This is a genomic window from Leclercia sp. J807, from assembly GCF_009734465.1.
GTDB lineage: Bacteria > Pseudomonadota > Gammaproteobacteria > Enterobacterales > Enterobacteriaceae > Enterobacter.
In genome coordinates, this window is sequence record NZ_CP046446.1 from 3,540,184 (window position 1) to 3,555,685 (window position 15,502).

General features: G+C 52.7%; 10 protein-coding genes, 1 tRNA gene, 3 rRNA genes and 1 other annotated feature (1 of these 15 cut by a window edge). Of the genes, 5 read left to right on the forward strand and 9 right to left on the reverse strand.

Annotated elements, in window-relative coordinates; translation table 11 throughout:
- Nucleotides 1-99: 99 nt before the first annotated feature.
- Both pssA and GNG26_RS16820 read left to right on the forward strand, forming a co-directional pair.
- The gene (pssA, locus tag GNG26_RS16815) at nt 100-1,455 is read left to right on the forward strand and encodes a CDP-diacylglycerol--serine O-phosphatidyltransferase (RefSeq protein WP_103824580.1); all 1,356 of its coding nucleotides are present in this window, start codon (nt 100-102) and stop codon (nt 1,453-1,455) included.
- Between the two features lie 31 nt (nt 1,456-1,486).
- Entirely contained in the window at nt 1,487-1,822 is a 336-nt protein-coding gene (locus GNG26_RS16820; protein ID WP_370463871.1) for a YfiM family lipoprotein, read from the forward strand.
- On the opposite strand, the gene GNG26_RS16825 is transcribed toward GNG26_RS16820, so the two are convergent.
- From GNG26_RS16825 to rluD, 9 genes are all read right to left on the reverse strand, one after another.
- A complete protein-coding gene (locus tag GNG26_RS16825) occupies nt 1,819-3,126 on the reverse strand; it encodes an MFS transporter (protein WP_156239612.1) in 1,308 nt (435 codons plus the stop codon). The two genes, GNG26_RS16820 and GNG26_RS16825, sit on opposite strands and share 4 nt — an antisense overlap.
- A gap of 151 nt (nt 3,127-3,277) precedes the next feature.
- Nucleotides 3,278-3,733 (reverse strand): DUF4385 domain-containing protein, encoded by a 456-nt coding sequence (locus tag GNG26_RS16830; protein ID WP_156239613.1) that lies wholly within the window; start codon nt 3,731-3,733, stop codon nt 3,278-3,280.
- A gap of 117 nt (nt 3,734-3,850) precedes the next feature.
- A 5S ribosomal RNA gene (rrf, locus tag GNG26_RS16835) occupies nt 3,851-3,966 on the reverse strand.
- A 195-nt stretch (nt 3,967-4,161) separates the two neighbouring features.
- Nucleotides 4,162-7,064 (reverse strand): 23S ribosomal RNA (locus GNG26_RS16840).
- Nucleotides 7,065-7,273: 209 nt separating this feature from the next.
- Nucleotides 7,274-7,348 (reverse strand) — tRNA-Glu (locus GNG26_RS16845).
- Between the two features lie 87 nt (nt 7,349-7,435).
- Nucleotides 7,436-8,975: ribosomal RNA gene (locus GNG26_RS16850) — 16S ribosomal RNA — on the reverse strand.
- The 16S, 23S and 5S rRNA genes sit together here with 1 tRNA gene alongside, the layout of an rRNA operon.
- A 449-nt stretch (nt 8,976-9,424) precedes the next feature.
- On the reverse strand, nt 9,425-11,998 hold the full coding sequence (gene clpB / locus GNG26_RS16855) for an ATP-dependent chaperone ClpB (RefSeq protein WP_103822521.1): 2,574 nt from the start codon (nt 11,996-11,998) through the stop codon (nt 9,425-9,427).
- A gap of 129 nt (nt 11,999-12,127) precedes the next feature.
- On the reverse strand, nt 12,128-12,859 hold the full coding sequence (yfiH, locus tag GNG26_RS16860) for a purine nucleoside phosphorylase YfiH (RefSeq protein ID WP_156239614.1): 732 nt from the start codon (nt 12,857-12,859) through the stop codon (nt 12,128-12,130).
- Entirely contained in the window at nt 12,856-13,836 is a 981-nt protein-coding gene (rluD, locus tag GNG26_RS16865; protein ID WP_103822523.1) for a 23S rRNA pseudouridine(1911/1915/1917) synthase RluD, read from the reverse strand. The genes yfiH and rluD overlap by 4 nt, the downstream gene beginning before the upstream one ends.
- Before the next feature lie 130 nt (nt 13,837-13,966).
- On the opposite strand from rluD, the gene bamD reads away from it, so the two are divergent.
- The 3 genes from bamD (at nt 13,967) to GNG26_RS22545 (ending at nt 15,469) form a co-directional block, all read left to right on the forward strand.
- Nucleotides 13,967-14,704 carry an outer membrane protein assembly factor BamD gene (gene bamD / locus GNG26_RS16870; protein WP_103822524.1) on the forward strand — a complete coding sequence of 246 codons (738 nt, stop codon included), beginning with the start codon at nt 13,967-13,969 and terminating at the stop codon, nt 14,702-14,704.
- A 271-nt stretch (nt 14,705-14,975) separates the two neighbouring features.
- Entirely contained in the window at nt 14,976-15,317 is a 342-nt protein-coding gene (raiA, locus tag GNG26_RS16875) for a ribosome-associated translation inhibitor RaiA (protein ID WP_032613238.1), read from the forward strand.
- Nucleotides 15,318-15,420: 103 nt separating this feature from the next.
- Nucleotides 15,421-15,502 (forward strand) — a sequence feature (Phe leader region); it runs 44 nt beyond the window's last position.
- A complete protein-coding gene (locus GNG26_RS22545) occupies nt 15,422-15,469 on the forward strand; it encodes a hypothetical protein (RefSeq protein WP_193767862.1) in 48 nt (15 codons plus the stop codon). (Overlaps the previous feature by 48 nt.)

Sequence of the window (15,502 nt, forward strand, 5' to 3'; positions counted from 1 at the left end):
TGTTGACCACTTTAAACGGCACTGGTGGTATGATTGCCCGCTTCTGTTGGCTGCATAGTCCATATAATCCTTCAATGAACAGAGAAGAAACGCACTGTGATGTTGTCCAAATTTAAGCGTAATAAACATCAACAACACCTTGCTCAACTACCGAAGCTTTCTCAGTCAGTTGATGATGTAGAGTTTTTTTATGCTCCCGCCGATTTTCGGGAGACGCTACTGGAAAAAATTGCCAGCGCAACGCATCGTATCTGCATTATCGCGCTTTATCTTGAACAGGATGAAGGCGGCAGCGCCATTTTACGCGCCGTGTACGAAGCCAAACGCCAGCGCCCTGAGCTGGATGTCCGTATCCTGGTCGACTGGCATCGCGCCCAGCGCGGTCGTATTGGCGCGGCTGCGTCCAACACCAATGCCGACTGGTATTGCCGCATGGCGCAGGAAAACCCCGGCGTAGATGTCCCCGTTTATGGTGTTCCGGTTAACACTCGCGAAGCTCTGGGCGTCCTCCATTTCAAAGGCTTTATCATTGATGACAGCGTGCTCTATAGCGGCGCGAGTCTGAACGACGTCTATCTGCATCAGCTGGATAAGTACCGTTACGATCGTTATCACCTGGTGCGTAATGCCCGCATGGCTGACGTCATGTTTGAGTGGGTGGACCAACATCTGGTGCATGGCCGCGGCGTAAATCGCCTTGACGATCCACAGCGACCAAAAAGCCCGGAGATCAAAAATGACATCCGCCTTTTCCGTCAGGAACTGCGCGATGCCATGTTCCATTTCCAGGGCGACGCCGATAATGAACAGCTTGCAGTGACCCCACTGGTCGGGCTGGGTAAATCCAGCCTGCTCAACAAGACCATCTTCCATCTGATGCCGTGTACAGAGCATAAGCTGACCATCTGTACACCGTACTTCAACCTGCCGGCGGTGCTGGTGCGTAACATCATTCAGCTGTTGCGCGACGGTAAAAAGGTGGAAATTATCGTTGGCGATAAAACCGCGAACGATTTCTTCATTCCTGAAGATCAGCCGTTTAAGATCATCGGCGCCCTGCCTTATCTCTATGAGATCAACCTGCGCCGCTTCCTGAGCCGCCTGCAGTACTATGTGAATACCGATCAGCTGGTTGTGCGTCTGTGGAAAGATGAAGATAACAGCTATCATCTGAAAGGCATGTGGGTTGATGATGAATGGATGCTGCTGACGGGCAATAACCTCAATCCACGCGCGTGGCGACTGGATCTTGAAAATGCGATTTTGATCCACGATCCCCGCCAGGAGCTGGCTGCTCCGCGCGACCGTGAACTGGATCTGATCCGCACGCACACCACTGTGGTTAACCATTATCGCGATCTGCAAAGTATCGCTGACTATCCGGTGAAAGTGCGTAAGCTAATTCGCCGTTTACGTCGCATCCGAATCGACCGGTTGATTAGCCGCATCCTGTAATCTTCAGCCCTGTCATTGACGGGGCTTTTTTATGGAGGTCGTTGTGCGTTATTTGCTGTTAATGGGCTGTCTGGTTTTGAGCGGATGCAGCCATATGGCTCAGGATAGCTGGTCTGGTCAGGATAAGGCGCAACACTTTTTAGCCTCGGCGATGCTCTCGGCTGCGGGTAATGAATATGCCCAGCGCCAGGACTACAGTCGCGACCGCAGCGCTGCATACGGCCTGATGTTTTCAGTCAGTCTGGGGGCATCGAAAGAGCTTTGGGACAGCCGCCCGGCAGGGAGCGGCTGGAGCTGGAAAGATTTTGCCTGGGACATAGCCGGTGCGACTACCGGCTATGCCGTCTGGCAGATGGCGGATCATTAAAGACGCACGCCTTTCCCTTTGCGGTGCAGCATTAAAGAGACAATGAATGCCAGCGCCCCCATCAGCGTGACGTACCAGAAAAAGATTGTCTCACTCCCCACCGATTTTAATGACAGGGCGACATATTCAGCTGAGCCGCCAAACAGGGCGTTAGCCACCGCATAAGACAACCCAACGCCCAGTGCACGCACCTGAGCCGGGAACATCTCTGCCTTAAGAATGCCGCTGATCGAGGTGTAAAAACTGGCAATGACCAACGCGACCATCACCAGCGCAAAAGCGGCATAAGGGGATGTGACATGCTGGAGTGCAGTGAGAATGGGCACAGTACATATTGCCGACAACCCGCCGAAAATCAGCATCGAGCTACGACGTCCGATTCTATCCGACAGCGCACCGATAATGGGCTGGATGAGCATAAAGACAAAGAGCGCCACCGTCATGACCATGCTCGCCACGTTAGCGTGCATACCCGTGGTGTTAACCAGATACTTCTGCATATAGGTGGTGAAGGTATAGAAGGTGAGCGAACCGCCAGCCGTAAAGCCGAGCACCATTAAAAAGGCCTTCCGGTTACGCCATAAGCCTTTAAATGAACCTGCCTCTTTTAACGTTCTCACCTCTTTACGCGACGTTTCGTCCAGCTGACGGCGCAGCCACAGCGCCACAATGGCAAGGAGGGCGCCAAGCGCAAAAGGAATACGCCATCCCCAGGCACGGAGATCTTCATCACTCAGAACCTGTTGCAGGATCACGACGGCCAGAATAGCCAGGAGCTGTCCCCCTATCAGGGTGACGTACTGAAATGAGGCATAAAAGCCTTTACGCCCTTCCACGGCAACTTCACTCATATATGTCGCGCTTGTGCCATATTCCCCCCCAACGGAAAGTCCCTGGAACAAACGCGCCAACAGCAGTAAGGCTGGTGCCCAAGTACCGATAGTGTCATAACCCGGCAGACAGGCGATAACCAGGGAGCCGAAACACATCATGCAGACGGAGATCAGCATGGACGTTTTTCGCCCCTTTCGATCGGCAATACGCCCAAAGAGCCAGCCGCCGATTGGACGCATCAAAAAGCCTGCGGCGAAAACGCCTGCAGTTTGCAGAAGCTGGGTAGTGGTGTTGCCGGATGGGAAGAAGATATGGGCAAAATAGAGCGAGCAAAACGAGTAAACGTAAAAGTCGAACCATTCAACCAGATTGCCTGAAGATGCACCGACGATTGCCCAAATCCTGCGGCGAGTATCGTCCTCTGCCAGTTTTTTACTATCCGTATCTGTACTTGCTACGGTTTCTGTCATTTTAAATCCCCTGTCTTACAATGCGGGCCAAAGCACCCACTCCAGTAAAACCAGATTTAAAATTTAACGTTAGGTAAAATAATTGTTTCTATTATGTTTCATTTGGTTTTGTAATCTTGATCACAAAATGAATCCTGTCTGGATAACATTATCACCCCCACTTTTTTTTATGCGCTTGTTTTCGTTGTAAATAATCCTCATCGGCGCGAATTTTGTCCCACCATCCTTTGAATACTTTTGCGGCTTCGGCTTTGACGGGATCGTGATCCAGCGGGCGCACGTTACGTTCATCATCGTACTTTTTTCCGCCTTTGTGGTTGGCGTAGCGTCTGGCGCGGGTATATCCCATCTGGATAAATTTTCTGGCCATATCCATGCCCACAAAATCGTCTTGCTGACGGTATTGCTCAAAGAGTGCGTATATTTCCTGCGCAGATTTTGTCGCAACCTCAGCATTTTTGTATCGCCAGTAGGGCAGAATTTCGCTTTTGTAAGGTTCAACCAGCAGAACGCCTTGCTCTCCCCGCCCTACCTGATAAAGCTCAGGATGGTCGCGAAAATTTATGTTGGCGAAATCTTGTTGGTAGTTAAAAGGGGGATTCGGCAAAATAACCTCGTTGACGATGCGTATCTTGTTATTTTAGCCAGAGATTGTTGATTGTGCCCGCCAGGGTGGAAAAGCAAAAAACCCCGTACCTTGCGGTACGGGGTTTCTTTAATTGATGCCTGGCAGTTCCCTACTCTCGCATGGGGAGACCCCACACTACCATCGGCGCTACGGCGTTTCACTTCTGAGTTCGGCATGGGGTCAGGTGGGACCACCGCGCTACAGCCGCCAGGCAAATTCTTGGTGCTCTGTACGCAATACTTTATCGCATCAGCCGCGTTGGCCGCGCTCGTAAAGTCAGTCACATACTTCAGTATGCTCCTTCCTTTCCTTCGCTTGCCGCCTTGCTGCTGCGCAAACTATTGTGTACTTAACTCTGAATCAATGCTGAAAATCTCTCAAATCCACCGAAACAGCTTCGGCGTTGTAAGGTTAAGCCTCACGGTTCATTAGTACCGGTTAGCTCAACGCATCGCTGCGCTTACACACCCGGCCTATCAACGTCGTCGTCTTCAACGTTCCTTCAGGACCCTTAAAGGGTCAGGGAGAACTCATCTCGGGGCAAGTTTCGTGCTTAGATGCTTTCAGCACTTATCTCTTCCGCATTTAGCTACCGGGCAGTGCCATTGGCATGACAACCCGAACACCAGTGATGCGTCCACTCCGGTCCTCTCGTACTAGGAGCAGCCCCCCTCAATTCTCCAGCGCCCACGGCAGATAGGGACCGAACTGTCTCACGACGTTCTAAACCCAGCTCGCGTACCACTTTAAATGGCGAACAGCCATACCCTTGGGACCTACTTCAGCCCCAGGATGTGATGAGCCGACATCGAGGTGCCAAACACCGCCGTCGATATGAACTCTTGGGCGGTATCAGCCTGTTATCCCCGGAGTACCTTTTATCCGTTGAGCGATGGCCCTTCCATACAGAACCACCGGATCACTATGACCTGCTTTCGCACCTGCTCGAGCCGTCACTCTCGCAGTCAAGCCAGCTTATGCCATTGCACTAACCTCCTGATGTCCGACCAGGATTAGCTGACCTTCGTGCTCCTCCGTTACTCTTTAGGAGGAGACCGCCCCAGTCAAACTACCCACCAGACACTGTCCGCAACCCGGGTAACGGGTCCACGTTAGAACACCAGCCATTAAAGGGTGGTATTTCAAGGACGGCTCCATGCAGACTGGCGTCCACACTTCAAAGCCTCCCACCTATCCTACACATCAAGGACCAGTGTTCAGTGTCAAGCTATAGTAAAGGTTCACGGGGTCTTTCCGTCTTGCCGCGGGTACACTGCATCTTCACAGCGATTTCAATTTCACTGAGTCTCGGGTGGAGACAGCCTGGCCATCATTACGCCATTCGTGCAGGTCGGAACTTACCCGACAAGGAATTTCGCTACCTTAGGACCGTTATAGTTACGGCCGCCGTTTACCGGGGCTTCGATCAAGAGCTTCGCCTTACAGCTAACCCCATCAATTAACCTTCCGGCACCGGGCAGGCGTCACACCGTATACGTCCACTTTCGTGTTTGCACAGTGCTGTGTTTTTAATAAACAGTTGCAGCCAGCTGGTATCTTCGACTGATTTCAGCTCCACCCGCAGGGGCTTCACCTACATATCAGCGTGCCTTCTCCCGAAGTTACGGCACCATTTTGCCTAGTTCCTTCACCCGAGTTCTCTCAAGCGCCTTGGTATTCTCTACCTGACCACCTGTGTCGGTTTGGGGTACGATTTGATGTTACCTGATGCTTAGAGGCTTTTCCTGGAAGCAGGGCATTTGTTGCTTCAGCACCGTAGTGCCTCGTCATCACACCTCAGCGTTAAAAGGTACCGGATTTACCTGGAACCTCCGCCTACATGCTTAAACCGGGACAACCGTCGCCCGGCCAACATAGCCTTCTCCGTCCCCCCTTCGCAGTAACACCGAGTACAGGAATATTAACCTGTTTCCCATCGACTACGCCTTTCGGCCTCGCCTTAGGGGTCGACTCACCCTGCCCCGATTAACGTTGGACAGGAACCCTTGGTCTTCCGGCGAGCGGGCTTTTCACCCGCTTTATCGTTACTTATGTCAGCATTCGCACTTCTGATACCTCCAGCATGCCTCACAGCACACCTTCGCAGGCTTACAGAACGCTCCCCTACCCAACAACACATAGTGTCGCTGCCGCAGCTTCGGTGCATGGTTTAGCCCCGTTACATCTTCCGCGCAGGCCGACTCGACCAGTGAGCTATTACGCTTTCTTTAAATGATGGCTGCTTCTAAGCCAACATCCTGGCTGTCTGTGCCTTCCCACATCGTTTCCCACTTAACCATGACTTTGGGACCTTAGCTGGCGGTCTGGGTTGTTTCCCTCTTCACGACGGACGTTAGCACCCGCCGTGTGTCTCCCGTGATAACATTCCTCGGTATTCGCAGTTTGCATCGGGTTGGTAAGCCGGGATGGCCCCCTAGCCGAAACAGTGCTCTACCCCCGAGGATGAATTCACGAGGCGCTACCTAAATAGCTTTCGGGGAGAACCAGCTATCTCCCGGTTTGATTGGCCTTTCACCCCCAGCCACAGGTCATCCGCTAATTTTTCAACATTAGTCGGTTCGGTCCTCCAGTTAGTGTTACCCAACCTTCAACCTGCCCATGGCTAGATCACCGGGTTTCGGGTCTATACCCTGCAACTTAACGCCCAGTTAAGACTCGGTTTCCCTCCGGCTCCCCTATACGGTTAACCTTGCTACAGAATATAAGTCGCTGACCCATTATACAAAAGGTACGCAGTCACACCCGAAGGTGCTCCCACTGCTTGTACGTACACGGTTTCAGGTTCTTTTTCACTCCCCTCGCCGGGGTTCTTTTCGCCTTTCCCTCACGGTACTGGTTCACTATCGGTCAGTCAGGAGTATTTAGCCTTGGAGGATGGTCCCCCCATATTCAGACAGGATACCACGTGTCCCGCCCTACTCTTCGAGTTCACAGCATGTGTGCTTTCGTGTACGGGAGTATCACCCTGTACCCTGCGACTTTCCAGACGCTTCCACTAACACACAAGCTGATTCAGACTCCGGGCTGCTCCCCGTTCGCTCGCCGCTACTGGGGGAATCTCGGTTGATTTCTTTTCCTCGGGGTACTTAGATGTTTCAGTTCCCCCGGTTCGCCTCGTTAGCCTATGTATTCAGCTAACGATAGTGTGACGAATCACACTGGGTTTCCCCATTCGGACATCGCCGGGTCAAGGGTTCATATCACCTCGCCGGCGCTTTTCGCAGATTAGCACGTCCTTCATCGCCTCTGACTGCCAGGGCATCCACCGTGTACGCTTAGTCGCTTAACCTCACAACCCGAAGCTGTTTCACTTCGTGTTGTGAAAATTTGAGAGACTCGAACACACGTTCATCTGTTCTTATTACGGAGAACAGACACAGTGTGTCGTTTCAATTTTCAGCTTGATCCAGATTTTTAAAGAGCAAATATCTCAAACGTAACTCACTGAGTTAGTTTTGAGATACTGATTGGTTGTGCCTTTCACTCACACCCAGCAAGTGGCGTCCCCTAGGGGATTCGAACCCCTGTTGCCGCCGTGAAAGGGCGGAGTCCTAACCGCTAGACGAAGGGGACACGAGGTGTCACGACTTCGCAGCCGTCTTGCTTCTCTACATTCATCAGACAATCTGTGTGGACACTACAAAGGCAGGTTCTTTAAGGTAAGGAGGTGATCCAACCGCAGGTTCCCCTACGGTTACCTTGTTACGACTTCACCCCAGTCATGAATCACAAAGTGGTAAGCGCCCTCCCGAAGGTTAAGCTACCTACTTCTTTTGCAACCCACTCCCATGGTGTGACGGGCGGTGTGTACAAGGCCCGGGAACGTATTCACCGTAGCATTCTGATCTACGATTACTAGCGATTCCGACTTCATGGAGTCGAGTTGCAGACTCCAATCCGGACTACGACGCACTTTATGAGGTCCGCTTGCTCTCGCGAGGTCGCTTCTCTTTGTATGCGCCATTGTAGCACGTGTGTAGCCCTACTCGTAAGGGCCATGATGACTTGACGTCATCCCCACCTTCCTCCAGTTTATCACTGGCAGTCTCCTTTGAGTTCCCGGCCTAGCCGCTGGCAACAAAGGATAAGGGTTGCGCTCGTTGCGGGACTTAACCCAACATTTCACAACACGAGCTGACGACAGCCATGCAGCACCTGTCTCAGAGTTCCCGAAGGCACCAAGCCATCTCTGGCAAGTTCTCTGGATGTCAAGAGTAGGTAAGGTTCTTCGCGTTGCATCGAATTAAACCACATGCTCCACCGCTTGTGCGGGCCCCCGTCAATTCATTTGAGTTTTAACCTTGCGGCCGTACTCCCCAGGCGGTCGACTTAACGCGTTAGCTCCGGAAGCCACGCCTCAAGGGCACAACCTCCAAGTCGACATCGTTTACGGCGTGGACTACCAGGGTATCTAATCCTGTTTGCTCCCCACGCTTTCGCACCTGAGCGTCAGTCTTTGTCCAGGGGGCCGCCTTCGCCACCGGTATTCCTCCAGATCTCTACGCATTTCACCGCTACACCTGGAATTCTACCCCCCTCTACAAGACTCAAGCCTGCCAGTTTCAAATGCAGTTCCCAGGTTGAGCCCGGGGATTTCACATCTGACTTAACAGACCGCCTGCGTGCGCTTTACGCCCAGTAATTCCGATTAACGCTTGCACCCTCCGTATTACCGCGGCTGCTGGCACGGAGTTAGCCGGTGCTTCTTCTGCGAGTAACGTCAATCACTGTGGTTATTAACCACAATGCCTTCCTCCTCGCTGAAAGTACTTTACAACCCGAAGGCCTTCTTCATACACGCGGCATGGCTGCATCAGGCTTGCGCCCATTGTGCAATATTCCCCACTGCTGCCTCCCGTAGGAGTCTGGACCGTGTCTCAGTTCCAGTGTGGCTGGTCATCCTCTCAGACCAGCTAGGGATCGTCGCCTAGGTGAGCCATTACCCCACCTACTAGCTAATCCCATCTGGGCACATCCGATGGCAAGAGGCCCGAAGGTCCCCCTCTTTGGTCTTGCGACGTTATGCGGTATTAGCTACCGTTTCCAGTAGTTATCCCCCTCCATCAGGCAGTTTCCCAGACATTACTCACCCGTCCGCCACTCGTCACCCGAGAGCAAGCTCTCTGTGCTACCGTTCGACTTGCATGTGTTAGGCCTGCCGCCAGCGTTCAATCTGAGCCATGATCAAACTCTTCAATTTAAGTTTGATGCTCGTGAATTAAACTTCGTAATGAATTACGTGTTCACTCAGAGACTTGGTATTCATTTATTGTCCGAGGACGTTAAGAATCCATGTCACTTTGAGTGCCCACACAGATTGTCTGATAAATTGTTAAAGAGCAGTGCCGCTTCGCTTTTTCGCTGCGGCGCGGGGTGTGCATATTACGCTTCCCCGCCTCAGAGTCAAGCGATTATTTTCGCTTTTCTCCGTGAGGTTCTTACCGAACCTCGCTGACCCGGCGGCGTGTTTGCCGTTGTTCCGTGTCAGTGGTGGCGCATTATAGGCGCTTATTCCGGGCTGGCAAGTATAAAGTGAAAATTATTTATCAACCGCTCACTTTCCAGGCAACCCCGCTTCAGAAAGCCCATTCTTGCCTGGTTTTTAAACAAAAACGAGCCCCTGAGGGCTCGTTTTCATCATTTTGTGACTTACTGCACTGCCACAATCTGATCGTCTTTCTTCACCAGCTGGATGGTTTTACCCGGGAGCAGCTTCCCGGAAAGGATTTGCTGCGCCAGCGGGTTTTCTATCTGCTGCTGGATGGCACGTTTGAGAGGACGTGCACCGTACACCGGATCGTACCCATTTGCGCTCAGCAGTTGCAGCGCGTCATCCGCAATCTGCAGTTCATATCCACGCTCTTCCAGACGTTTATACAAACGCTGCAGCTGAATACGGGCAATAGAAGCAATGTGTTTTTCACCCAGTGGATGGAAGACCACGACTTCATCGATACGGTTGATGAACTCAGGACGGAAGCTGTGGCTAACCACGCCCATAACCAGATCCTTCATATGGCTGTAATCCAGTTCACCAAAACGCTCCTGAATCAGATCGGAACCCAGGTTCGAAGTCATTATGACCACCGTATTACGGAAATCGACCGTTCTTCCCTGCCCGTCGGTCAGGCGTCCGTCATCCAGAACCTGCAGCAGAATGTTGAACACATCCGGGTGCGCCTTTTCCACTTCATCCAGCAGGATGACGGAGTACGGACGACGGCGAACCGCTTCTGTCAGATAGCCACCCTCTTCATAACCGACATATCCCGGAGGTGCACCCACCAGACGTGAAACGGAGTGTTTCTCCATAAACTCGGACATGTCGATACGTACCATCGCATCGTCACTGTCGAACATGAAGTTTGCCAGCGCCTTACACAGTTCCGTTTTACCGACACCGGTCGGCCCCAGGAACAGGAAGGAGCCAATCGGACGGTTAGGATCGGACAAACCGGCACGGCTACGACGGATCGCGTTCGATACCGCCTCAACCGCTTCATCCTGACCGATGACGCGATGATGAAGATCTTCCTCCATGCGCAATAATTTGTCGCGCTCGCTCTCCATCATTCTGGCTACCGGGATCCCGGTCCAGCGCGCCAGTACCTCGGCAATTTCTGCATCCGTCACTTTATTACGTAACAGACGCATGGTTTTGCCTTCAGCCTGGGTTGCCGCCGCCAGCTGTTTTTCCAGTTCCGGAATTTTGCCGTACTGCAGCTCAGACATTTGCGCCAGATCGCCCACGCGACGTGCCTGCTCGATGGCGATCTTCGCCTGTTCCAGCTCGGCTTTAATCGTCTGGGTGCCGGAAAGGGATGCTTTTTCCGCTTTCCACTCCTCTTCTAAGCCAGAGTATTGACGCTCTTTATCCTGGAGCTCTTCATTAAGCATATCCAGACGCTTTTTACTCGCTTCATCAGACTCTTTTTTCAGCGCCTGCTGCTCGAGCTTGAGCTGAATGATCCGGCGATCGAGTCGGTCCAGTTCTTCTGGCTTGGAGTCAATCTGCATACGAATACTGGAGGCCGCTTCGTCGATAAGGTCGATCGCTTTGTCAGGCAGCTGTCGGTCGGCAATATAACGATGCGACAAGGTTGCAGCCGCCACGATGGCCGGGTCCGTAATCTGCACATGGTGGTGCAGCTCATAACGCTCTTTCAGGCCACGCAGGATCGCGATGGTATCTTCCACTGACGGTTCAGCCACAAACACTTTCTGGAATCGACGTTCCAGGGCAGCATCTTTTTCAATGTACTGACGATATTCATCAAGCGTGGTGGCGCCCACGCAGTGCAGCTCGCCGCGAGCAAGGGCCGGTTTGAGCATGTTCCCGGCATCCATGGCACCATCGGCTTTACCTGCCCCCACCATCGTGTGCAGTTCGTCGATAAACAGAATGACGTTGCCTTCCTGTTTTGCCAGATCGTTAAGCACCCCTTTCAGGCGCTCTTCAAATTCACCGCGGTATTTGGCCCCCGCCACCAGCGCGCCCATATCCAGCGCGAGTACACGACGGCCTTTCAGACCTTCCGGCACTTCACCATTGACGATACGCTGGGCCAGCCCTTCTACAATGGCCGTTTTACCAACACCAGGCTCACCGATCAGTACCGGGTTATTTTTGGTGCGGCGTTGCAGAACCTGAATCGTACGGCGGATCTCTTCGTCACGGCCAATGACCGGGTCAAGCTTGCCCTGTTCTGCACGCTCAGTCAGGTCGACCGTATATTTTTTCAATGCCTGACGCTGATCTTCAGCACCCTGATCGTTCACGCTCTCACCTCCGCGCATTTGTGCAATTGCCTGCGTCACGTTGGCGGTGGTTGCGCCGGCCGTTTTCAGCAGGTCGGTCAAGGTGCCACGTGATTCAAGCGCCGCCAGAACAAAGAGTTCTGACGAAATAAAGTTGTCGCCGCGTTTCTGCGCCAGTTTGTCGCACAGGTTTAATACGCGAACCAGATCCTGAGACGGCTGAACATCTCCGCCTGTGCCCTCTACCTGCGGTAAACGGCTCAGCGCCTGATCGATGGCTGTACGTAACTGGCCCGCATTAATGCCGGCAGATGTCAATAAAGGACGTACCGATCCCCCTTCCTGATTCAGTAAGGCGCTCATTAAATGAAGAGGTTCGATAAACTGATTGTCGTGCCCCAGTGCGAGAGACTGGGCATCGGCGAGAGCAAGCTGGAATTTATTAGTAAGACGATCCAGACGCATAACTCCTCCCATAACAGGTCAAAATTGCTACTGGAGATTAAATGAGGTCATCCCTCAATTATTCAAGGTGAATGACCTGAATTATGCGAAAAGAAAACAACGCGTGCCGGATCGTCTTGATTCTATAGGTTATATCAGCCAAATGAAACTTGCCATACGTCCTGTCGTCTTGTCGCGGCGATAGGAAAAGAAATCACCGTTTTCGGTGAAGGTGCAGCGATCGCCGCCGTAGATCTGGCTGATACCGACGCGGGTCAGGCGCTGGCGGGCAAGCTGATAAATGTCCGCCATGTACTTATCTCCTGCCGGAAGAAAAGCGCTCTGCGCCTGCGCATCGTGCGCCATAAAAGCGTCGCGCACCTCCGGCCCCACTTCAAAAGCCTGTGGGCCAATGGCCGGGCCAAGCCAGGCGATGATGTTATCCGCGCTGTCGGCAAAACAGGCGACGGTCTCTTCCAGAACGCCAGCGCACAATCCGCGCCAACCGGCATGGGCGGCGGCCACTTCCGTGCCCGCACGGTTGCAGAAAAGCACCGGCAGACAGTCAGCGGTCATGACGGCACAAACCGTGCCCGGAGTATTGCTGTAAGACGCATCGGCACGTTTCGAGGCATACGGCTCACCGGTGAGACGAAGCACAGCGGTACCATTTACCTGCTCAAGCCAGACCGGCTTCGACGGCAACTGGCCTGCCGCAAACAACCGCTTACGATTCTCTTCAACGTGATCGAGGTTATCGCCACAGTGAGCGCCCAGGTTTAATGATTCCCAGGCCCCCTCACTCACGCCGCCGATACGGGTTGAACTGCAGGCCGCTACGCCTTCAGGCGCAGGCCACTCCGGGACAATCAGTTTGGTCATAACCAGTCCACGTCATCCTTATGTTCTTCAAAATCGGCACGCATCGCGTCGATAAGATCCACCATATCCTGTGGAATTGGCGCATGCCATTCCATCTCAATGCCGGTGATCGGATGGTAGAGACGCAGCATGGTTGCGTGCAGGGCCTGGCGGTCGAATTTACGCAGCATTGCGATAAATTCGTCAGACGCCCCTTTCGGCGGACGCGGACGACCACCGTACAGCTGATCGCCCACCAGCGGATGAGTGATATGGGACATATGCACACGGATCTGGTGCGTACGGCCCGTTTCCAGACGCAGACGCAGACGCGTATGGATGCGGAAATGCTCCATGATGCGGTAGTGCGTGACGGCCGGTTTACCCATCGGGTGAACGGACATATGGGTACGCTTGGTCGGATGGCGACTGATAGGTTGCTCTACCGTACCGCCGGAGGTCATATGCCCGATGGCAACCGCTTCGTATTCACGGGTGATTTCACGCAGCTGCAGGGACTCCACCAGACGCGTCTGCGCCGGAATGGTCTTGGCAACGACCATCAGGCCGGTGGTGTCTTTATCCAGACGGTGAACGATCCCCGCACGCGGTACGTCCACAATAGGAGGATAGTAGTGCAGCAGGGCGTTCAGTACGGTGCCGTCAGGGTTACCTGCGCCAGGGTGTACAACCAGATCGCGCGGCTTGTTAATGACCAGGATGTCGTCATCTTCATAGACGATATTCAGCGGGATATCCTGAGGCTCAAAACGGACTTCTTCTTCGATGTCAGCATTGATGGCGACCACTTCCCCACCCAACACTTTCTCTTTTGGCTTGTCCCAGATCTTGCCATTTACCAGCACGCGCTGGTCAAGGATCCATTCTTTTATGCGTGAACGCGAATAATCAGGGAACATTTCGGCCAAAGCCTGATCTAAGCGTTGTCCGAGCTGATTTTCGGAGACTGTCGCGGTGAGTTCTACTCGTTGTGCCATAGACTGCTTCTTCGTTTAACGTTGGGTTTTACGGCTTTGCCGTTTAATATAGTGTGCTATTGTAGCTGGTCTTAATCGGGAGCAGGAAAGAGATTCTCCCGGACAAACATTTGAGGAAAGTCAAAACGTCATGACGCGCATGAAATATCTGGTGGCAGCGGCCACGTTGAGCCTGGCTTTGGTAGGCTGCTCCGGTTCGAATGAACAGGTCCCTGACAATCCGCCGAATGAAATCTATGCGACTGCTCAGCAAAAGCTGCAGGACGGTAACTGGAAACAGGCGATAACGCAACTGGAAGCGCTGGATAATCGCTATCCATTTGGCCCGTACTCCCAGCAGGTACAGTTGGATCTGATCTACGCCTACTATAAAAATGCCGATCTGCCACTGGCCCAGGCGACGATCGATCGCTTCATGCGTCTGAATCCGACCCATCCGAATATTGACTACGTGATGTATATGCGCGGCCTGACCAATATGGCGCTGGATGACAGCGCGCTGCAGGGCTTCTTTGGTGTGGATCGCTCCGACCGCGACCCGCAGCACGCCCGCGATGCGTTTAATGACTTCTCTAAACTGGTTCGCGGCTACCCGAACAGCCAGTACGTAACGGATGCCAGCAAACGTCTGGTGTTCCTGAAAGACCGTCTGGCGAAATACGAATACTCTGTGGCGGAATATTATACCCGTCGTGGTGCATACGTTGCCGTCGTGAACCGCGTCGAAGGCATGCTGCGCGATTATCCGGATACCCAGGCAACGCGTGATGGCCTGAAGCTGATGGAAAACGCCTATCGCCAGCTGCAGATGACTTCCCAGGCTGACAAAGTGGCGAAGATCATCGCCGCGAACAGCAGCAACTCCTGATTGTACAGTAGAATGCAAAACGGCAGCCTCAGGGCTGCCGTTTTTTTATCCATTTTCGCATCAAGCTGAAGCGGTTTAGCCTGCACGAATCCTATCAACTATGGCCGCAATTTGTCGCTTCGACAAGGTAAATGTTACGTGTTCCTGTCCTGCCTCACAAAAAGAATCCGTTGACAAAAAGTGACATAAAAATGTGATTTACATCACACATTTTGACATTAGGAACGGTATGCTGGACTTACCAAGACGGGAAAGACAAGAGGTAAAATTTATGACAATGAACATTACCAGTAAACAAATGGAAATTACTCCGGCAATCCGCCAGCACGTCGCAGACCGTCTCGCCAAACTGGATAAATGGCAAACACACTTGATTAACCCACATATCATTCTCTCTAAGGAGCCACAGGGTTTCATCGCTGACGCAACTATCAATACTCCAAACGGCCATCTGGTCGCCAGCGCGAAACATGAGGATATGTACACCGCCATCAACGATTTGATTAACAAGCTGGAACGGCAGCTCAATAAAGTGCAACACAAAGGTGAAGCCCGTCGCGCCACTACATCGGTGAAAGACGCCAGCTTCGCAGAAGAAGTTGAAGATGAGTAATCCCTTACATTGAGTCTATCGCCAACGCGCCTTCGGGCGCGTTTTTTATTGACAGGGTGAAAACAGTACGGGTACTTTAAGTCTGTCTTCTGAAGGAATCATCCATGACCGTTAAGCCGTTTTTCTTCGCATTCTTTTTTACCTTCCCCTGATTGGGAGGCGTTTCGTCGTGTGATAAAGAATGC

Coding starts and splice junctions, on each gene's coding strand:
- raiA (WP_032613238.1), top strand. CDS start 14,976: ATGACAATGAACATTACCAGTAAACAAATGGAAATTACTCCGGCAATC.
- GNG26_RS16820 (WP_370463871.1), top strand. CDS start 1,487: ATGGAGGTCGTTGTGCGTTATTTGCTGTTAATGGGCTGTCTGGTTTTG.
- GNG26_RS16825 (WP_156239612.1), bottom strand. CDS start 3,126: ATGACAGAAACCGTAGCAAGTACAGATACGGATAGTAAAAAACTGGCA.
- bamD (WP_103822524.1), top strand. CDS start 13,967: ATGACGCGCATGAAATATCTGGTGGCAGCGGCCACGTTGAGCCTGGCT.
- clpB (WP_103822521.1), bottom strand. CDS start 11,998: ATGCGTCTGGATCGTCTTACTAATAAATTCCAGCTTGCTCTCGCCGAT.
- rluD (WP_103822523.1), bottom strand. CDS start 13,836: ATGGCACAACGAGTAGAACTCACCGCGACAGTCTCCGAAAATCAGCTC.
- yfiH (WP_156239614.1), bottom strand. CDS start 12,859: ATGACCAAACTGATTGTCCCGGAGTGGCCTGCGCCTGAAGGCGTAGCG.
- pssA (WP_103824580.1), top strand. CDS start 100: ATGTTGTCCAAATTTAAGCGTAATAAACATCAACAACACCTTGCTCAA.